The sequence below is a fragment of the Tenacibaculum sp. genome (assembly GCF_050290165.1).
GTDB lineage: Bacteria > Bacteroidota > Bacteroidia > Flavobacteriales > Flavobacteriaceae > Polaribacter.
On the sequence record NZ_JBNKHD010000001.1, the window covers coordinates 375,590 to 392,001 of the forward strand.

Consider the following 16,412-nt stretch of genomic DNA (forward strand, 5'->3'; position numbering starts at 1 on the left):
TAATTGTTATTCAGTTGCGCGGTTTATAAGTTTGAAGAAGTACGAATAAACCCTTTGGCCAAATACCAATATAATTGATTTATTACTTAGAATATAATTCTACGATTAACTGTTCTTTGATATTCTCAGGAATTTGTAATCTTTCTGGTACTTTAATAAAAGTTCCAGATTTTTGATCTGCATTCCAAGTTAACCATTCGTAAACACTACTATTAGCAGCTAAAGCATTTTCGATAGCTTCTAATGATTTAGATTTTTCTCTTACCGCAATAACATCCCCTTCATTTAATTTGTAAGATGGAATGTTTACGATATCACCATTAACAGTAATATGACGGTGAGAAACTAATTGACGAGCAGCTCTACGTGAAGTAGCGATACCTAAACGATACACAACGTTATCTAAACGAGATTCACATAATTGTAATAAAACCTCACCAGTAATTCCTTTAGATGCAGATGCTTTTTTGAATAAGTTACTGAATTGACGCTCTAAAATACCATAAGTATATTTAGCTTTTTGCTTTTCCATTAACTGGATAGCATATTCAGATTTTTTACCTCTACGTTTTGCAATACCGTGTTGTCCTGGAGGGTAGTTTCTTTTTTCGAAGTTTTTGTCATCTCCGAAAATTGCTTCGCCAAATTTACGAGCAATCTTAGTTTTTGGTCCTGTATATCTTGCCATTTCTAATTAATTTAGTAGGTGATTATGAATTAAGGCGTACTCCTTCGATAATCGTGAGTCCTACTGTGTTAAAATACTTAATTTTTGTGCACAAAAGTACACTATATAAAGTATAAGTTGAAATTACTTCAACTTATACTCTTCTTCTTTTAGGTGGACGACATCCGTTGTGTGGAATTGGAGTAACATCGATGATTTCAGTTACTTCGATACCAGCATTGTGGATAGATCTGATAGCAGACTCTCTACCGTTACCTGGTCCTTTAACATACACTTTTACTTTACGTAAACCAGCTTCTTTTGCAACTTCTGCACAATCTTCTGCTGCTAATTGAGCTGCGTAAGGAGTGTTCTTTTTAGAACCTCTAAAGCCCATTTTTCCTGCAGATGACCAAGAAATTACATCACCTTTTTTGTTTGTTAAAGAAATAATAATATTGTTAAATGATGCAGTTACGTGAGCTTCACCAACTGATTCAATTATAACTTTACGTTTTTTTGTTACTTTAGACTTTGCCATAATTCTTTACTATTAGTAAAAAATAATCAATGATTATTTTTTCTTGTTAGCTACAGTTTTTCTCTTACCTTTTCTTGTACGAGAGTTATTCTTCGTTCTTTGTCCTCTTAATGGTAAACCAAGTCTGTGACGAATACCTCTTTGACATCCGATGTCCATTAAACGTTTGATGTTTAATTGAACTTCAGAACGTAACTCACCTTCAATAGTGTAAGTTCCTACTTGCTCACGAATTGCTGCAATTTGATCATCAGTCCAATCTTGAACTTTGATGCTTTCATCTATGTTAGCAGCAGCTAAAATCTCTTTAGCTCTGCTTCTTCCTATACCAAAGATGTAAGTTAAAGCGATAACACCTCTTTTATTCTTTGGAATATCTATACCTGCGATTCTTGCCATATACTTTAGTTTTTAGCTGTTAGCTTTTAGTTGTTAGAATCCTAAACATTTCTATTTCAAACAGATTCATCTAACTACTAATTACTAATGACTAGTGTCTTATTTATTATCCTTGTCTTTGTTTAAATCTAGGATTCTTTTTATTAATTACGTATAATCTGCCTTTTCTGCGTACAATTTTGCAGTCAGCACTTCTTTTCTTTAATGATGCTCTTACTTTCATCAGTGTGTGTTTTTAATATCTGTAAGTAATTCTTGCCTTTGATAAATCATACGGACTCATTTCTAATTTTACCTTATCTCCAGGTAATAATTTGATATAATGCATACGCATTTTTCCTGAAATGTGAGCCGTAACAATATGTCCGTTTTCTAATTCTACACGGAACATAGCGTTTGATAAAGCTTCTGTAATGGTCCCGTCTTGTTGAATTGCTGATTGCTTAGCCATATTATTTTAATGATTTTCTATTACTGTTACCTGTTTTCATTAATCCGTCGTAACGACTGTTTAATAAATACGAGTTTATTTGCTGAATTGTGTCTATTGCAACTCCTACCATAATGATTAAAGATGTTCCTCCGTAAAACATTGCCCAGTTTTGGGTAACGCCAAACTTAATGATTACTGCAGGTAGTATAGATAAAGCTGCTAAAAATAACGATCCTGGTAATGTGATTTTTGACAATACCGAATCTAAAAAGTTAGCTGTTTCTTCACCTGGCTTATACCCTGGAACAAAACCATTACTTCTTTTTAAATCTTCTGCCATTTTATTCGTAGGAATAGTAATAGCAGTATAAAAGTAACTGAAGACAATAATTAACAACGCAAATATAACGTTATACCATAAACCGAAATTATCAGTTAAACTGTTTAATGCTGGGTATTTTTGCCCTAATGCTATTGGTAAAAACATAATAGCTTGAGCAAAGATAATTGGCATTACTCCAGCAGCATTCAATTTTAATGGAATGTACTGTCTAGCACCATCAACATCTTTAATGTTTGTAACTGCTGTACGACGTGCATATTGAACTGCTACTTTACGTACTGCGGTAACTAATAAAACGGTTAACAAGATTACTACAAACCAAACTATTAATTCGATTAAAATCACCATAATCCCTCCTGCTCCTGCAGTTTGCTTAGAAACTAATTCTTGAATAAATGCTGCTGGGAACTTAGCAATAATACCAACCGTAATTAATAATGATATACCATTACCAACTCCTTTATCAGTAATACGCTCTCCTAACCACATTGCAAAAATTGTTCCTGCACTTAAAAGAATAATAGATGATATCCAAAATGTTGCTCCTGTTACTAAAAATGCTTCAGGTCCTAATCCCATTTGATTTTGGATTACTCCAATATAGGTTGGTGCTTGAAACAATGTAATAGCAATTGTAAGCCATCTTGTAATTTGCGTAATCTTCTTACGTCCACTTTCTCCATCTTTTTGTAATTTTTGTAAATATGGTACCGCAATACCCATTAACTGAACTACAATAGAAGCAGAAATGTAAGGCATTATACCAAGTGCCATTACCGACGCTCTAGCAAATGCCCCACCTGTAAATGCGTTTAATAAACCTAAAAGTCCACTAGAAGTGTTATCTTTTAATGCTGTTAATTGTGTTGGATCAATTCCAGGTAATGGAACCGCCGCCATAAAACGGTAAACAGCGATTAAACCTAAAGTTAAAAGTAACTTTTCTTTTAACTCTTCAATCTTCCAAATGTCTTTTAAAGTATTTATAAAATTCATCATTTACAATTCTTATAAGGTAACTGCCTCACCACCTGCCGCTTCAATAGCTGCTTTAGCTGATGCAGTAAATTTATGTACAGTTATATTTAATTTAGCTTTTAACTCACCACCACCTAATATTTTCACTAAGTCGTTTTTACGTGCTAATCTATTTTCTACTAAAACTTCTAAATTAACTGTATCTGTTATCTTTCCGTTATCTACTAATGATTGTAATTTGTCTAAATTAACACCAACATATTCTTTACGATTAATGTTAGTGAAACCAAATTTAGGCACACGTCTTTGAAGTGGCATTTGCCCTCCTTCAAATCCTACCTTACGAGAATAACCAGAACGAGATTTAGCTCCCTTGTGTCCTCTTCCTGCAGTAGTTGCTTTACCAGAACCTTCTCCACGTCCTACACGCTTCCCTTTGTTCTTAGTTGCTCCAACTGCTGGTTTTAAGTTGTGTAAACTCATCTTTTATTATCTTATTTAATTTCTTCTACAGAAACTAAGTGTTGAACTTTATTTACCATACCCAAAATTGTAGCTGTTGCATCATGCTCTACAGTTTGGTTCATTTTACGTAAACCTAACGCCTCTAACGTTCTCTTTTGATTTTTAAGGCGACCGATTTGACTTCTTACTTGTGTAATTCTAATTTTACTCATCGTCTTAAATTTTAACCGTTAAAAACTTTCTCTAAAGATATACCTCTTTGCTTAGCAATAGTTGCAGCACTTCGTAATTGTAATAATGCATCAAAAGTTGCTTTTACTACGTTGTGAGGGTTTGATGATCCTTGAGACTTTGATAATACATCTTTAATACCAACAGATTCTAATACCGAACGTACGGCACCCCCGGCAATAACTCCGGTACCGTGTGAAGCTGGCTTGATGAATACTTTCGCACCACCAAACTTACCTTTTTGTTCGTGAGGTAATGTTCCGTCTAAAATAGGAATACGCACTAAGTTTTTCTTTGCATCTTCAACTGCTTTTGCAATTGCAGATGAAACATCTTTAGATTTTCCTAACCCGTGACCTACAACACCGTTACCGTCTCCAACTACTACGATAGCAGAGAAACCAAATGCTCTACCTCCTTTAGTTACTTTAGTAACACGTTGTACTCCTACTAATTTATCTACAAGCTCTAATCCGCTTGGTTTTACTCTTTCTACGTTTTTATATCCTAACATAATATAATTTCTTAAAATTTTAAACCAGCTTCTCTAGCAGCGTCTGCTAATACTTTAACTCTACCGTGGTATAAATATCCGTTACGGTCAAAAGCAACAGTATCAACACCAGCTTTTACAGCTTTTTCAGCGATAGCTTTTCCTACTGCTGTAGCTGCTTCTGCTTTAGAACTAGATGTAATTTCTTTATCTCTTGAAGATGCAGATGCTAATGTTACACCAGCAACGTCATCAATTAACTGAGCATAGATTTCTTTGTTACTTCTAAAAACTGATAATCTTGGTTTAGCAGCTGTACCAGTAACTATTTTTCTAATTCTATGCTTAATTCGTTGTCTTCTTTCAAGCTTTGATAATGCCATAATAATTTCTCTTAATTTATTATGCAGATTTACCTGCTTTTCTTCTTAATACTTCTCCTACAAACTTAATTCCTTTTCCTTTGTAAGGCTCTGGCTTACGGAAAGAACGAATTTTTGCTGCAACTTGACCAACTAATTGTTTGTCATGTGAAGTTAATTTTACGATTGGATTTTTACCTTTTTCAGATACTGTTTCAACCTTAACTTCTGGAGCTAAATCTAAAATAATGTTATGAGAGAAACCTAAGGCTAAATCTAATTTTTGACCTTGGTTAGATGCTCTATAACCAACACCTACTAACTCTAACTCTTTAGTAAATCCTTTGCTTACACCTTCAACCATATTATTGATTAAAGCACGGTATAAACCATGTGCAGCTCTATGCTCTTTACTATCTGATGGTCTGTCTAAAATGATAGTACCATCTTCTACTTTTACAGTAATATCAGAAGTTAACTCTTGAATTAATTCTCCTAATTTACCTTTTACTGTTACCACGTTTCCGTCTACTTTTACTTCAACACCTTGTGGCAATGCGATTGGATTTTTTCCTATTCTACTCATCTTACAAAATGTTTTTTAGTAAACGTAACATAATACCTCACCACCAACGTTCTCTTGTCTTGCTTTTTTGTTTGTCATTACACCTTTAGATGTAGAAACAATAGCAATACCTAATCCGTTTAATACTCTTGGCATTTCTTTAGCGCCAACGTACTTACGTAAACCTGGTGTTGAAATTCTTTGAATTTTTCTGATTACTGATTCTTTCGTATCACGATCGTATTTTAAAGCTATCTTGATAGTTCCTTGCACTTTATCGTCATTGAACTGATAACTTAAAATGTAACCTTGATCAAACAAAATCTTCGTCATTTCCTTCTTCAATTTTGAAGCAGGAACTTCAACTACTCTGTGATTAGCTGCAATAGCATTTCTCACACGAGTAAGAAAATCCGCGATTGGATCTGTATACATAGTTAATTAAATTGCGGTTTTGGTTTTTAGCGCCCTCACTTTACTTGGTAAACTACTGATACTAAACCTGAAACCAGTTAATATTTGTTTATTTCGTTTTTTAGATAAAATCTCGCAAGCATTATATTCGTTACAAATATTTACTTACAAGGCATAATTTACCCTATAAAAACAGTGTGCAAATATACATAAACTTTTTGAAAATCAAACCTTTTTGATAATTATCATTTTGAGTACTAATTTATTGGCTCATTTTACGGGCTTTTTTACTATAAATTTTATTAAAAATCTTTCCTATTCAACACTCAATAATCTATAAAATAATAAATTTTAGCACTTGTATAAAATGCAAAAAGGTGCACAACTTTTATCATTGTACACCTTTTGTTTATGTAGTAAAGAGCTGCTTACCAGCTTGCCTTTTTTACTCCTGGAATTAATCCTTGGTTAGCCATTTCACGGAAAGTAACACGTGAAATTCCGAACTGACGCATATATCCTTTAGGACGTCCAGTTAGCTTACAACGGTTGTGCATTCTAATTGGTGATGCGTTTTTTGGTAACTTTTGTAATGCTTCGTAGTCTCCAGCTTCTTTTAAAGCTTGTCTCTTTTCAGCATACTTAGCAACCATTTTAGCTCTTTTGCGCTCACGCGCTTTCATTGATTCTTTAGCCATCTTATTAATTCTTTTTAAATGGTAATCCTAATTCTCCTAATAATGATTTAGCTTCTTTATCAGTGTTAGCAGATGTTACGAAAGTAATATCCATACCACTAATTTTTTTCACTTGATCAATATTAATCTCTGGATAGATGATTTGTTCAGTAATACCTAAGTTGTAATTACCTCTACCATCAAAACCGTTTGCTTTGATTCCGTTAAAGTCTCTTACACGTGGTAAAGAAGCTGTAACTAATCTATCTAAAAATTCGTACATTTTATCACCTCTTAACGTAACTTTTGCACCAATTGGCATTCCTTTACGTAATTTGAAGTTTGCAACGTCTTTCTTAGAGATTGTAGAAACTGCTTTTTGACCTGTAATGTTTGTTAACTCGTCAATAGCGTATTCTATTAATTTCTTATCTGCTATAGCTGCACCAACACCTTTACTTACAACGATTTTTTGTAATTTAGGTACTTGCATTACATTGCTATAACCAAATTCATCAGTAAGAGCTTTGATAACTCTGCTCTTGTACTCTTCTTTTAATCTTGGTACGTAACTCATGGTTATATTGCTTTATCTGATTTTTTTGAAACTCTTACTTTCTTATCTCCTTCTACTTTATAACCAACTCTTACTGCTTCACCGTTTTCAACTAAAGCAACGTTTGATATGTGTAATGGAGCTTCTTTCTTTACAATTCCTCCTTGTGGATTCGCAGCACTTGGTTTAGTGTGTTTAGACACCATATTTACACCTTCTACTACAACTCTATCCTTATCTTTGATGATTTGTAAAACTTTTCCTTCAGATCCTTTGTGATCTCCTGCTATAACTTTAACAGTATCTCCTGATTTAATTTTAAATTTTTTCATTTTAAAATCTGATTTTATAACACCTCAGGTGCTAATGATACTATTTTCATAAATTGTTTCTCACGTAATTCACGAGCCACAGGACCGAATACACGAGTACCTCTCATTTCCTCTGAAGGATTTAAAAGTACACAAGCATTGTCATCAAATCTGATATATGATCCGTCTTTACGTCTAACTTCCTTCTTAGTACGAACAACAACTGCGCGAGATACTTGACCTTTCTTTACAGTTCCGTTTGGAGTTGCAGATTTTACCGTAACAACGATTTTATCTCCAACGCTAGCGTAACGCTTTTTTGTTCCTCCTAAAACTCTAATCACTAAAACTTCTTTTGCTCCAGTGTTATCTGCGACTTTTAATCTTGATTCTGTCTGTAACATATTATTTAGCTCTTTCTAGGATTTCTACTAATCTCCAACGCTTAGATTTACTCATAGGACGTGTTTCCATAATCCTTACAGTATCACCTTCGTTGCAATCGTTATTCTCGTCATGTGCAACGTACTTCTTAGTCTTCAATACGAACTTTCCGTACATTGGGTGCTTTACTCTTTTTACCTCGCTAACTACGATAGATTTCTCCATTTTGTTGCTAGATACTACACCGATTCTCTCTTTTCTAAGATTTCTTTTTTCCATCTTTAAAACTGACTAGAATTATTGTAATTCTCTTTTAGTTAACTCTGTAGCAATTCTTGCCACAGTTTTTCTTAAGCTACGTAACTCTAATGGATTTTCCAATGGAGTTATGGCGTGAGCCATCTTAAGATCAGTATAATTTTTCTTCAACGCCCCTAGCTTTTCTTGTAAGTCAGCTGTTGATAATTCTTTAATTTCTGATTGTTTCATGATCTAAATAGAATTAAGCGTTATAATCAAAATCTCTTGCTATTACAAACTTCGTTTTTACAGGAAGTTTTTGTGCTGCTAAACGTAAAGCTTCTTTTGCAATTTCCATTGGCACTCCACCAACTTCAAACAAAATTCTACCTGGCTTTACAACAGCAACAAAATGATCAGGTGCACCTTTACCTTTACCCATACGTACCTCTAATGGTTTCTTAGTGATAGGTTTGTCTGGGAAAATTTTAATCCAAAGTTGCCCCTCTCTTTTCATATAACGAGTTGCCGCAATACGAGCTGCCTCAATTTGACGAGAGGTAAGTAAATTCTGGTCTAATGATTTGATACCAAACATTCCGTTAGAAAGTTGAGTACCTCTACCAGAGTTACCATTCATATTCCCTTTCGCCTTCTGTACCTTACGGTATTTTACTCTTTTTGGCTGTAACATTTTTAATTTCTTTTAAAAATTATTTTCTTTTGCGAGGTTGACGTTTTGCATTACCTCCTTTACTATTAGTATTACCTTTTTGCTTAGATAATCCTACTAATGGAGATAATTCACGTTTTCCATAAACCTCACCTTTCATGATCCATACTTTCACACCAATTCTTCCGTATGTAGTATGTGACTCTGCAAGTGCATAGTCGATATCTGCTCTGAAGGTAGAAAGAGGAATTCTTCCTTCTTTGTAATGCTCAGAACGTGCCATTTCAGCTCCGTTTAAACGACCTGATAATTGCACTTTAATTCCTTCTGCATTCATTCTCATTGCAGCAGCAATCGCCATTTTAGTAGCTCGCTTGTAAGAAATTCTGTTTTCGATTTGACGTGCGATACTAGCTGCAACTAAGTTTGCATCTAATTCTGGACGCTTAATTTCGAAAATGTTAATTTGAACTTCTTTTCCTGTAATCTTCTTAAGCTCTTCTTTTAACTTGTCTACCTCTTGACCTCCTTTACCAATGATGATACCTGGACGTGCAGTAGTGATAGTAACGGTTACAAGTTTTAAAGTACGCTCAATAATAATACGAGAAACACTTGCTTTTGATAAACGAGCGTTGATATACTTTCTGATCTTATCATCTTCAGCAATCTTATCTCCGTAGTCATTTCCACCATACCAGTTAGATTCCCATCCTCTGATAATTCCTAAACGATTTCCTATTGGATTTGTCTTTTGTCCCATTTCTACTTTGATTAATTACTGTTATTTTTAGTTCCTAACTCTAAAGTTACGTGATTAGAACGCTTACGAATTCTATGAGCACGTCCTTGTGGAGCTGGTCTTAACCTTTTTAACATACCTGCGCTATCAACACAAATTGATTTTACATATAATCCTGCATCTTCGATGCTAGCATCTTCGTTTTTAGCTTGCCAGTTAGCGATAGCTGATAACAATAACTTCTCTAAGTTACGTGATGCTTCTTTTGGACTGAACTTTAAGATTTGTAAAGCTTTTTCTGCTTCAACTCCTCTTACTAAATCTGCTACCAAGCGCATTTTTCTTGGTGATGTAGGACAATTAGTTAATTTAGCAAAAGCTCTAGACTTTCTAGCTTCCTTTAACTGTGTTGCCATGTTATGTTTACGACTTCCCATAATTTCCTACTATTTTTTACCTTTATTTTTTGCACCAGCGTGCCCTCTAAAAGAACGTGTTGGTGAAAATTCGCCTAATTTATGACCTACCATGTTTTCAGTAACGTAAACTGGTACAAACTGACGTCCGTTATGAACTGCAATTGTTTGCCCTACGAAATCTGGAGTAATCATACTTGCTCTAGACCAAGTTTTGATAACTGATTTACTTCCTGCTTCTACGTTAGCTAACACTTTTTTCTCTAACTTATAGTGAACGTAAGGTCCTTTTTTTAATGATCTTGCCATGGTTTATTATTTCTTTCTACGTTCTATAATATACTTGTTACTAGCTTTGGTCTTAGATCTAGTCTTAAATCCTTTAGCTGGGATACCGTTTCTAGATCTTGGATGTCCTCCAGAAGAACGTCCTTCACCACCACCCATTGGGTGATCAACTGGGTTCATACGAACAGCATTCGTTCTTGGTCTTCTACCTAACCATCTACTTCTACCTGCTTTACCAGATACTAATAATTGGTGATCTGAGTTAGACACAACTCCGATAGTTGCCATACAAGTTAATAAGATTAATCTTGTTTCACCTGAAGGTAACTTTACTGTTGCATACTTACCATCTCTTGCCATTAATTGAGCAAATGAACCAGCTGAACGAGCCATAACAGCTCCTTGTCCTGGGTGTAACTCAATACAAGAAATTGTAGTACCTAATGGAATATCGCTTAAGAACATAGCGTTACCAACTTCTGGTGTAGCTTCTTTTCCTGAAACGATTGTTTGACCTACTTTTAAACCGTTTTGTGCAATTACATAACGTTTTTCACCATCAGCATAACTAACTAATGCAATAAATGCAGTACGGTTTGGATCGTACTCGATAGTTTTTACTGTTGCAGGAACACCTTGCTTATCTCTTTTAAAATCGATAATACGGTATTTTTGTTTATGACCTCCACCAATGTTACGTGTAGTCATTCTTCCCTGATTGTTTCGACCTCCAGATCGTTTTTTCGGAGCTAATAAAGATTTCTCCGGCTTATCAGTAGTAATGGTGTCGAACCCATTTACAACTCTAAAACGCTGACCTGGTGTTATTGGTTTTAATTTTCTAACTGACATTCTGTCTTTTCTTAAAGATTGTTATAAAAATCAATAGTTTCTCCTTCAGCTAACTGAACGATTGCTTTCTTGTATCCACTTGTTAATCCAGTAACTAAACCTTTTTTAGTGTATTTAGTTTTTCTTAATGCTGGATAGTTCATAGTTTTTACAGACTCGATCGCTACACCATAAGCAGCCTCAACAGCTCCTTTGATTTCTAATTTGTTAGCTTTTTTGTTTACAACAAATGTATAACGGTTGTTTAACTCGCTATCATTTGTAGCTTTTTCTGTAATAATAGGTTTAATTAAAATACTCATTTTCTTCCCTATTTACTTAAATTAGACTCAATTCCTTCTAGAGAGCTCTCAGCGATTACCACTTTATTAGCATTTAAAACGCTATACGTGTTAATTCCTGAAGCATCTACTACTTTAGAACCTTTTAAGTTACGAGATGATAAGTAAACATTTTTACTTTCTTCACCTAATACAAATAAAGACTTTTTAGCGTCTAATTCTAAAGCTTTTAATACATTGATAAACTCTTTAGTTTTTGGAGCTTCAAAATTGAAGTCTTCAATTACAACTAAATTGTTTTCTTTTGCTTGAATACTTAAAGCTGACTTACGTGCTAAACGCTTTAAGTTTTTATTCAATTTAAAAGAGTAATTTCTTGGTCTTGGACCGAAAATACGTCCACCACCTCTAAAAACAGGAGATTTAATACTACCCGCACGAGCTGTACCAGTTCCCTTTTGTTTTTTAATCTTTCTTGTACTACCAGCAATCTCAGCTCTTTCTTTCGATTTATGAGTACCTTGTCTTTGATTAGCCAAATACTGCTTTACATCTAAATAAATTGCATGATCATTTGGCTCAATTCCGAATACCTCGTTAGAAAGTTCAACTTTTCTACCAGTATCTTTTCCTGTAATATCTAATACTGCTACTTTCATTATTTCTCGATAGTTACATAAGAGTTTTTGTGACCAGGAATAGCTCCTTTTACTACGATAAGATTCTTATCTGCAACCACTTTTAAAACTCTTAAATTTTGAACTTTTACTTTGTCTCCACCCATACGTCCTGCCATACGCATTCCTTTGAATACTCTTGCAGGGTATGATGCTGCACCAATTGAACCAGGAGCTCTTAAACGGTTATGTTGACCGTGAGTTGCTTGTCCAACTCCGCCAAAACCATGACGTTTAACAACACCTTGAAATCCTTTACCTTTAGAGATACCTGATACATCAACGAATTCTCCTTCAGTAAATAACTCAACAGTAATTGAGTCACCTAATTTGTACTCACCATCAAACTCTTGGAATTCAACAACTTTTTTCTTAGCAGATGTACCAGCTTTTTTAAAGTGACCATCTAAAGCTTTATTAGAGCTTTTTGCTTTTTTGTCATCGAAACCAAGTTGTAAAGCGTTATAGCCGTCAACCTCTTCGGTTCTGACTTGGGTAACAACGCAAGGACCTGCTTCGATTACAGTACAAGGAATATTCTTCCCGTTCTCATCGAATAAGCTGGTCATTCCAATTTTTCTTCCTATTAACCCAGACATATTTGTTAATTTTCAGACGAATAGATCTATTTTATCCAGCGCGTCTATTAATAAATGATTGTTTGAAACGAATGTTTCTGTTTTTTTCCTTTGAATTTTTCAAAAAAAAAGAGCGAAAAAACATCTTCACTCTGAATTTGTTTTTACCGTTTTTCCTTCGCGAAACCCTCAGGACATGTCATTTCTGTATATTTTACAGAAAATTTTGCACACCAAAACCTAAATTTCGGTGTGCAAAAGTATAAAAAACTTTCGGCTTAACAAAATTAAACCGAAAGTTATTGATTTACTTATACTTTGATCTCAACTTCAACTCCACTTGGTAACTCAAGTTTCATTAAAGCATCAATAGTTTTTGATGATGAACTATAGATGTCTAATAATCTTTTGTAAGCAGATAATTGAAATTGCTCTCTAGATTTTTTGTTTACGTGTGGTGAACGTAATACTGTAAAAATCTTTTTATTTGTTGGTAAAGGAATTGGTCCGTTTACTACAGCTCCAGTACTCTTTACTGTCTTTACGATTTTTTCAGCAGACTTGTCTACTAAATTATAGTCGTAAGATTTTAACTTTATTCTAATTTTTTGACTCATCTTAATTAACCTTTAGCGTTAGCGATTACTTCTTCAGCAATGTTACTTGGAGTTTCTGCATAGTGAGAGAATTCCATAGTAGAAGTTGCTCTACCTGAAGATAATGTTCTTAATGAAGTAACATATCCAAACATTTCTGATAATGGAACGATAGCTTTTACTACTTTAGATCCAGCACGATCGCTCATATCATTAACTTGTCCACGTCTTCTATTTAAATCTCCAACGATGTCACCCATATTTTCTTCTGGAGTTAACACCTCTAACTTCATCATTGGCTCCATGATTACAGCTCTTGCAGCTTTTGCAGCAGCTTTGTAACCCATTTTAGCAGCTAATTCGAATGATAATTGATCAGAATCTACAGGGTGGAATGAACCGTCGATTAACGTAACTTTCATTGCATCCATTTCGTATCCTGCTAATGGACCATTCTTCATTGCTTCTTTGAATCCTTTTTCTACTGAAGGAACAAATTCTTTAGGAACGTTACCACCTTTAATGATAGACTCGAACTGTAAACCTTGTTTACCTTCTTCTGCTGGCTCCATTTTGAATACGATATCCGCAAACTTACCACGTCCACCAGATTGCTTTTTGTAAACCTCTCTGTGTTCTGCAGCAGCTGTAATAGCTTCTTTGTACTCTACTTGTGGTTGTCCTTGATTTACTTCAACCTTAAACTCACGTTTTAAACGGTCAACAATAATATCTAAGTGTAACTCACCCATTCCTGAAATTACAGTTTGACCTGAAGCCTCATCTGTTTTTACAGTAAATGTTGGATCTTCTTCAGCTAACTTCGCTAAAGCCATACCTAATTTATCAACATCGGCCTTAGTTTTAGGCTCAACAGCGATACCGATTACAGGATCTGGGAAGTCCATAGATTCTAAAACGATTGGGTGTTTTTCGTCAGATAACGTATCCCCTGTTTTAATATCTTTAAATCCTACAGCAGCACCAATATCTCCTGCTTCAATGTACTCAATTGGGTTTTGTTTGTTAGAGTGCATTTGATAAATACGTGAAATACGTTCTTTTTTACCTGAACGGTTATTTAACACGTAAGAACCTGCATCTAAATGACCAGAATACGCACGGAAGAATGCTAAACGACCTACGAAAGGATCTGTAGCAATTTTAAACGCTAAAGCCGAGAAAGGCTCTTTTGCATCTGGTTTACGAGAAATCTCTTCTCCTGTATCAGGGTCAGTACCCATGATATTTTCTCTATCTACTGGAGAAGGTAAATAACGACATACAGCATCTAATAAGAACTGAACACCTTTATTTTTAAATGAAGAACCACATACCATTGGAATGATAGACATATCCATCACAGCAGCTCTTAATGCAGCGTGCACTTCTTCTTCTGTAATTGAATCTTCATCCTCCATGTATTTCTCTAATAAGTTTTCGTCATAAGCAGCAACCTCTTCGATTAACTTACCACGTAACTCACGAGCTTCTTCTTTTAATTCTTCTGGAATATCTACAACATCGAAAGTTGATCCGTAGTTATCATCATGCCATACAATAGCACGGTTTTTTACTAAATCAACAATTCCTTTAAAATCTGCCTCATCACCAATGTTTAATACAATTGGCACTGCGTTAGACTTTAACATGTCTTTTACTTGCTGACAAACTGCTAAGAAGTTTGCTCCTTGACGGTCCATTTTGTTAACAAAACCGATACGAGGCACTTTATAGTTATCAGCTAAACGCCAGTTAGTTTCAGATTGTGGCTCAACTCCGTCAACTGCAGAGAATAAGAACACTAATCCATCTAATACACGTAATGAACGGTTTACCTCTACGGTAAAGTCAACGTGACCTGGAGTATCAATAATATTAAAATGGTATCCTTTAGCATCATCGGTAGGCTTTCCATTTTCAGTTGGGAATTGCCATGTACAAGTAGTTGCTGCAGAAGTAATAGTAATACCTCTTTCAGCCTCTTGCTCCATCCAGTCCATTGTAGAAGCACCATCGTGAACTTCTCCAATTTTGTGAGACACTCCCGTATAGAAAAGGATACGCTCAGTTGTTGTTGTTTTACCAGCATCAATATGAGCAGCAATACCGATATTTCTTGTATATTTTAAATCTCTTGCCATTTCTTATTAAAATCTAAAGTGTGAGAATGCTTTGTTAGCTTCAGCCATCTTATGAGTATCCACTCTTTTCTTAACAGCAGCACCTTCTTCTTTAGCAGCAGCTAAAATCTCAGCAGCTAAACGTTGTGCCATTGTTTTTTCATTACGCTTACGCGCATAAGAAATCATCCATTTAATCGCCATAGAAACCTTACGGTCTGGACGAATTTGCATTGGAATTTGGAATGTAGCTCCACCTACACGGCGAGAACGTACTTCTACGTGAGGCATCACGTTAGACAAACCATCTTTCCACACTTCTAAAGCCGACTTTTCTTCGTCAGTTTTCTTTTCATTTACGATATCCATTGCATCGTAAAACACTTTGAACGCTACAGATTTTTTACCGTCCCACATTAAGTTATTCACAAAACGTGTAACTAATTGATCGTTAAATCTAGGATCCGGTAACAAAACTCTTTTTTTAGCTCTTCTTTTCCTCATGTCTTTACATTAAAAAAGTTACTAATTATTTTTTACTTTTTGTCTTTTGGGCGTTTTGCACCGTACTTAGATCTACGTTGAGTTTTCCCCTCAACTCCTGCAGTATCTAATGCTCCACGTACCACGTGATATTTAACACCTGGTAAATCTTTTACCCTTCCACCTCTAACTAATACTATCGAGTGCTCTTGCAAGTTATGTCCCTCACCTGGAATATACGCGTTGATCTCGTTACCATTTGTTAAACGCACCCTTGCAACCTTACGCATCGCTGAGTTAGGTTTCTTAGGTGTAGTGGTATACACACGCGTACAAACTCCACGTCTTTGTGGACATGCTTGTAAAGCAGCCGATTTACTCTTCTTAGTTATTTTGGCTCTTCCTTTACGAACTAATTGTTGAATAGTTGGCATACTAAATTATTACTTGTTTTTAATTTGTACTTAAATTACTTTAATTTTAAGAGTGTGCAAATGTACAACTATTTTCTAATTAATCAAATATCAAGGAGTTATTTTTCTCCCCCTCCACCGATCTCAGTACAACGCAGAACAACTCTATCAAGACCCAACAAAAACCCAAAAAAATTACACATAACCAACCAAACACTTAAAAAATTAAAC

30 protein-coding genes are annotated in these 16,412 nt (G+C 34.9%); all 30 read right to left on the reverse strand.

Annotation, left to right across the window (positions count from 1 at the left end; genetic code table 11):
• Nucleotides 1-82: 82 nt before the first annotated feature.
• Complete coding sequence (gene rpsD / locus ACQY6M_RS01710; RefSeq protein ID WP_428742964.1) at nt 83-688, reverse strand: 30S ribosomal protein S4; 606 nt, start codon at nt 686-688, stop codon at nt 83-85.
• Nucleotides 689-821: 133 nt separating this feature from the next.
• Nucleotides 822-1,208 (reverse strand): 30S ribosomal protein S11, encoded by a 387-nt coding sequence (rpsK, locus tag ACQY6M_RS01715; RefSeq protein ID WP_028890747.1) that lies wholly within the window; start codon nt 1,206-1,208, stop codon nt 822-824.
• A 33-nt stretch (nt 1,209-1,241) separates the two neighbouring features.
• Nucleotides 1,242-1,607, reverse strand: a complete 366-nt coding sequence (gene rpsM / locus ACQY6M_RS01720) for a 30S ribosomal protein S13 (protein WP_428742965.1) — start codon at nt 1,605-1,607, stop codon at nt 1,242-1,244.
• Nucleotides 1,608-1,713: 106 nt separating this feature from the next.
• Complete coding sequence (gene ykgO / locus ACQY6M_RS01725) at nt 1,714-1,830, reverse strand: type B 50S ribosomal protein L36 (RefSeq protein ID WP_010181906.1); 117 nt, start codon at nt 1,828-1,830, stop codon at nt 1,714-1,716.
• A 12-nt stretch (nt 1,831-1,842) separates the two neighbouring features.
• Nucleotides 1,843-2,058, reverse strand: coding sequence for a translation initiation factor IF-1 (infA, locus tag ACQY6M_RS01730; protein ID WP_004568721.1), 216 nt, complete (start codon nt 2,056-2,058; stop codon nt 1,843-1,845).
• Nucleotide 2,059: 1 nt separating this feature from the next.
• Entirely contained in the window at nt 2,060-3,379 is a 1,320-nt protein-coding gene (secY, locus tag ACQY6M_RS01735) for a preprotein translocase subunit SecY (protein ID WP_428743002.1), read from the reverse strand.
• 12 nt (nt 3,380-3,391) lie between these two features.
• Nucleotides 3,392-3,844, reverse strand: coding sequence for a 50S ribosomal protein L15 (gene rplO / locus ACQY6M_RS01740; RefSeq protein WP_428742966.1), 453 nt, complete (start codon nt 3,842-3,844; stop codon nt 3,392-3,394).
• Nucleotides 3,845-3,855: 11 nt separating this feature from the next.
• Complete coding sequence (gene rpmD / locus ACQY6M_RS01745; protein ID WP_428742967.1) at nt 3,856-4,038, reverse strand: 50S ribosomal protein L30; 183 nt, start codon at nt 4,036-4,038, stop codon at nt 3,856-3,858.
• Between the two features lie 11 nt (nt 4,039-4,049).
• Nucleotides 4,050-4,571, reverse strand: coding sequence for a 30S ribosomal protein S5 (gene rpsE, locus ACQY6M_RS01750; RefSeq protein WP_394346847.1), 522 nt, complete (start codon nt 4,569-4,571; stop codon nt 4,050-4,052).
• 11 nt (nt 4,572-4,582) lie between these two features.
• Nucleotides 4,583-4,933 (reverse strand): 50S ribosomal protein L18, encoded by a 351-nt coding sequence (rplR, locus tag ACQY6M_RS01755; protein WP_133534558.1) that lies wholly within the window; start codon nt 4,931-4,933, stop codon nt 4,583-4,585.
• 19 nt (nt 4,934-4,952) lie between these two features.
• The gene (gene rplF / locus ACQY6M_RS01760) at nt 4,953-5,498 is read right to left on the reverse strand and encodes a 50S ribosomal protein L6 (RefSeq protein ID WP_428742968.1); all 546 of its coding nucleotides are present in this window, start codon (nt 5,496-5,498) and stop codon (nt 4,953-4,955) included.
• Between the two features lie 15 nt (nt 5,499-5,513).
• On the reverse strand, nt 5,514-5,912 hold the full coding sequence (rpsH, locus tag ACQY6M_RS01765) for a 30S ribosomal protein S8 (protein WP_028890739.1): 399 nt from the start codon (nt 5,910-5,912) through the stop codon (nt 5,514-5,516).
• Nucleotides 5,913-6,319: 407 nt separating this feature from the next.
• Nucleotides 6,320-6,589, reverse strand: a complete 270-nt coding sequence (gene rpsN / locus ACQY6M_RS01770; protein ID WP_428742969.1) for a 30S ribosomal protein S14 — start codon at nt 6,587-6,589, stop codon at nt 6,320-6,322.
• A gap of 4 nt (nt 6,590-6,593) precedes the next feature.
• A complete protein-coding gene (gene rplE / locus ACQY6M_RS01775; protein WP_428742970.1) occupies nt 6,594-7,145 on the reverse strand; it encodes a 50S ribosomal protein L5 in 552 nt (183 codons plus the stop codon).
• 2 nt (nt 7,146-7,147) lie between these two features.
• The gene (rplX, locus tag ACQY6M_RS01780) at nt 7,148-7,456 is read right to left on the reverse strand and encodes a 50S ribosomal protein L24 (protein WP_028890736.1); all 309 of its coding nucleotides are present in this window, start codon (nt 7,454-7,456) and stop codon (nt 7,148-7,150) included.
• A gap of 14 nt (nt 7,457-7,470) precedes the next feature.
• Nucleotides 7,471-7,839, reverse strand: a complete 369-nt coding sequence (gene rplN / locus ACQY6M_RS01785) for a 50S ribosomal protein L14 (RefSeq protein ID WP_028890735.1) — start codon at nt 7,837-7,839, stop codon at nt 7,471-7,473.
• A gap of 1 nt (nt 7,840) precedes the next feature.
• Nucleotides 7,841-8,098 (reverse strand): 30S ribosomal protein S17, encoded by a 258-nt coding sequence (gene rpsQ / locus ACQY6M_RS01790; protein ID WP_028890734.1) that lies wholly within the window; start codon nt 8,096-8,098, stop codon nt 7,841-7,843.
• Nucleotides 8,099-8,116: 18 nt separating this feature from the next.
• On the reverse strand, nt 8,117-8,308 hold the full coding sequence (rpmC, locus tag ACQY6M_RS01795) for a 50S ribosomal protein L29 (RefSeq protein ID WP_028890733.1): 192 nt from the start codon (nt 8,306-8,308) through the stop codon (nt 8,117-8,119).
• Between the two features lie 13 nt (nt 8,309-8,321).
• Nucleotides 8,322-8,753 (reverse strand): 50S ribosomal protein L16, encoded by a 432-nt coding sequence (gene rplP / locus ACQY6M_RS01800; RefSeq protein ID WP_428742971.1) that lies wholly within the window; start codon nt 8,751-8,753, stop codon nt 8,322-8,324.
• A gap of 19 nt (nt 8,754-8,772) precedes the next feature.
• Nucleotides 8,773-9,495 carry a 30S ribosomal protein S3 gene (rpsC, locus tag ACQY6M_RS01805; RefSeq protein WP_428742972.1) on the reverse strand — a complete coding sequence of 241 codons (723 nt, stop codon included), beginning with the start codon at nt 9,493-9,495 and terminating at the stop codon, nt 8,773-8,775.
• Nucleotides 9,496-9,506: 11 nt separating this feature from the next.
• Complete coding sequence (gene rplV, locus ACQY6M_RS01810; protein WP_428742973.1) at nt 9,507-9,911, reverse strand: 50S ribosomal protein L22; 405 nt, start codon at nt 9,909-9,911, stop codon at nt 9,507-9,509.
• Nucleotides 9,912-9,920: 9 nt separating this feature from the next.
• The gene (gene rpsS, locus ACQY6M_RS01815) at nt 9,921-10,199 is read right to left on the reverse strand and encodes a 30S ribosomal protein S19 (protein ID WP_028890729.1); all 279 of its coding nucleotides are present in this window, start codon (nt 10,197-10,199) and stop codon (nt 9,921-9,923) included.
• Between the two features lie 6 nt (nt 10,200-10,205).
• A complete protein-coding gene (gene rplB / locus ACQY6M_RS01820; protein WP_028890728.1) occupies nt 10,206-11,030 on the reverse strand; it encodes a 50S ribosomal protein L2 in 825 nt (274 codons plus the stop codon).
• A gap of 11 nt (nt 11,031-11,041) precedes the next feature.
• A complete protein-coding gene (gene rplW, locus ACQY6M_RS01825; RefSeq protein ID WP_028890727.1) occupies nt 11,042-11,332 on the reverse strand; it encodes a 50S ribosomal protein L23 in 291 nt (96 codons plus the stop codon).
• 8 nt (nt 11,333-11,340) lie between these two features.
• The gene (rplD, locus tag ACQY6M_RS01830; RefSeq protein WP_028890726.1) at nt 11,341-11,970 is read right to left on the reverse strand and encodes a 50S ribosomal protein L4; all 630 of its coding nucleotides are present in this window, start codon (nt 11,968-11,970) and stop codon (nt 11,341-11,343) included.
• Nucleotides 11,970-12,587, reverse strand: a complete 618-nt coding sequence (gene rplC, locus ACQY6M_RS01835; protein ID WP_298997725.1) for a 50S ribosomal protein L3 — start codon at nt 12,585-12,587, stop codon at nt 11,970-11,972. Before rplC ends, rplD begins: the two co-directional genes overlap by 1 nt.
• 290 nt (nt 12,588-12,877) lie before the next feature.
• Nucleotides 12,878-13,183, reverse strand: a complete 306-nt coding sequence (gene rpsJ / locus ACQY6M_RS01840) for a 30S ribosomal protein S10 (RefSeq protein WP_024740605.1) — start codon at nt 13,181-13,183, stop codon at nt 12,878-12,880.
• A gap of 5 nt (nt 13,184-13,188) precedes the next feature.
• On the reverse strand, nt 13,189-15,306 hold the full coding sequence (gene fusA, locus ACQY6M_RS01845; protein ID WP_428742974.1) for an elongation factor G: 2,118 nt from the start codon (nt 15,304-15,306) through the stop codon (nt 13,189-13,191).
• A gap of 6 nt (nt 15,307-15,312) precedes the next feature.
• A complete protein-coding gene (rpsG, locus tag ACQY6M_RS01850) occupies nt 15,313-15,789 on the reverse strand; it encodes a 30S ribosomal protein S7 (RefSeq protein ID WP_028890723.1) in 477 nt (158 codons plus the stop codon).
• Between the two features lie 32 nt (nt 15,790-15,821).
• The gene (gene rpsL, locus ACQY6M_RS01855) at nt 15,822-16,202 is read right to left on the reverse strand and encodes a 30S ribosomal protein S12 (RefSeq protein WP_428742975.1); all 381 of its coding nucleotides are present in this window, start codon (nt 16,200-16,202) and stop codon (nt 15,822-15,824) included.
• Nucleotides 16,203-16,412: the final 210 nt, after the last annotated feature.

Bases quoted from the DNA above. Each gene is read 5' to 3' on its own strand.
- rpsD (WP_428742964.1), bottom strand. From the start codon at position 688: ATGGCAAGATATACAGGACCAAAAACTAAGATTGCTCGTAAATTTGGC.
- rpsK (WP_028890747.1), bottom strand. From the start codon at position 1,208: ATGGCAAAGTCTAAAGTAACAAAAAAACGTAAAGTTATAATTGAATCA.
- rpsM (WP_428742965.1), bottom strand. From the start codon at position 1,607: ATGGCAAGAATCGCAGGTATAGATATTCCAAAGAATAAAAGAGGTGTT.
- ykgO (WP_010181906.1), bottom strand. From the start codon at position 1,830: ATGAAAGTAAGAGCATCATTAAAGAAAAGAAGTGCTGACTGCAAAATT.
- infA (WP_004568721.1), bottom strand. From the start codon at position 2,058: ATGGCTAAGCAATCAGCAATTCAACAAGACGGGACCATTACAGAAGCT.
- secY (WP_428743002.1), bottom strand. From the start codon at position 3,379: ATGAATTTTATAAATACTTTAAAAGACATTTGGAAGATTGAAGAGTTA.
- rplO (WP_428742966.1), bottom strand. From the start codon at position 3,844: ATGAGTTTACACAACTTAAAACCAGCAGTTGGAGCAACTAAGAACAAA.
- rpmD (WP_428742967.1), bottom strand. From the start codon at position 4,038: ATGAGTAAAATTAGAATTACACAAGTAAGAAGTCAAATCGGTCGCCTT.
- rpsE (WP_394346847.1), bottom strand. From the start codon at position 4,571: ATGTTAGGATATAAAAACGTAGAAAGAGTAAAACCAAGCGGATTAGAG.
- rplR (WP_133534558.1), bottom strand. From the start codon at position 4,933: ATGGCATTATCAAAGCTTGAAAGAAGACAACGAATTAAGCATAGAATT.
- rplF (WP_428742968.1), bottom strand. From the start codon at position 5,498: ATGAGTAGAATAGGAAAAAATCCAATCGCATTGCCACAAGGTGTTGAA.
- rpsH (WP_028890739.1), bottom strand. From the start codon at position 5,912: ATGTATACAGATCCAATCGCGGATTTTCTTACTCGTGTGAGAAATGCT.
- rpsN (WP_428742969.1), bottom strand. From the start codon at position 6,589: ATGGCTAAAGAATCAATGAAAGCGCGTGAGCGCAAAAGAGCTAAAATG.
- rplE (WP_428742970.1), bottom strand. From the start codon at position 7,145: ATGAGTTACGTACCAAGATTAAAAGAAGAGTACAAGAGCAGAGTTATC.
- rplX (WP_028890736.1), bottom strand. From the start codon at position 7,456: ATGAAAAAATTTAAAATTAAATCAGGAGATACTGTTAAAGTTATAGCA.
- rplN (WP_028890735.1), bottom strand. From the start codon at position 7,839: ATGTTACAGACAGAATCAAGATTAAAAGTCGCAGATAACACTGGAGCA.
- rpsQ (WP_028890734.1), bottom strand. From the start codon at position 8,098: ATGGAAAAAAGAAATCTTAGAAAAGAGAGAATCGGTGTAGTATCTAGC.
- rpmC (WP_028890733.1), bottom strand. From the start codon at position 8,308: ATGAAACAATCAGAAATTAAAGAATTATCAACAGCTGACTTACAAGAA.
- rplP (WP_428742971.1), bottom strand. From the start codon at position 8,753: ATGTTACAGCCAAAAAGAGTAAAATACCGTAAGGTACAGAAGGCGAAA.
- rpsC (WP_428742972.1), bottom strand. From the start codon at position 9,495: ATGGGACAAAAGACAAATCCAATAGGAAATCGTTTAGGAATTATCAGA.
- rplV (WP_428742973.1), bottom strand. From the start codon at position 9,911: ATGGGAAGTCGTAAACATAACATGGCAACACAGTTAAAGGAAGCTAGA.
- rpsS (WP_028890729.1), bottom strand. From the start codon at position 10,199: ATGGCAAGATCATTAAAAAAAGGACCTTACGTTCACTATAAGTTAGAG.
- rplB (WP_028890728.1), bottom strand. From the start codon at position 11,030: ATGTCAGTTAGAAAATTAAAACCAATAACACCAGGTCAGCGTTTTAGA.
- rplW (WP_028890727.1), bottom strand. From the start codon at position 11,332: ATGAGTATTTTAATTAAACCTATTATTACAGAAAAAGCTACAAATGAT.
- rplD (WP_028890726.1), bottom strand. From the start codon at position 11,970: ATGAAAGTAGCAGTATTAGATATTACAGGAAAAGATACTGGTAGAAAA.
- rplC (WP_298997725.1), bottom strand. From the start codon at position 12,587: ATGTCTGGGTTAATAGGAAGAAAAATTGGAATGACCAGCTTATTCGAT.
- rpsJ (WP_024740605.1), bottom strand. From the start codon at position 13,183: ATGAGTCAAAAAATTAGAATAAAGTTAAAATCTTACGACTATAATTTA.
- fusA (WP_428742974.1), bottom strand. From the start codon at position 15,306: ATGGCAAGAGATTTAAAATATACAAGAAATATCGGTATTGCTGCTCAT.
- rpsG (WP_028890723.1), bottom strand. From the start codon at position 15,789: ATGAGGAAAAGAAGAGCTAAAAAAAGAGTTTTGTTACCGGATCCTAGA.
- rpsL (WP_428742975.1), bottom strand. From the start codon at position 16,202: ATGCCAACTATTCAACAATTAGTTCGTAAAGGAAGAGCCAAAATAACT.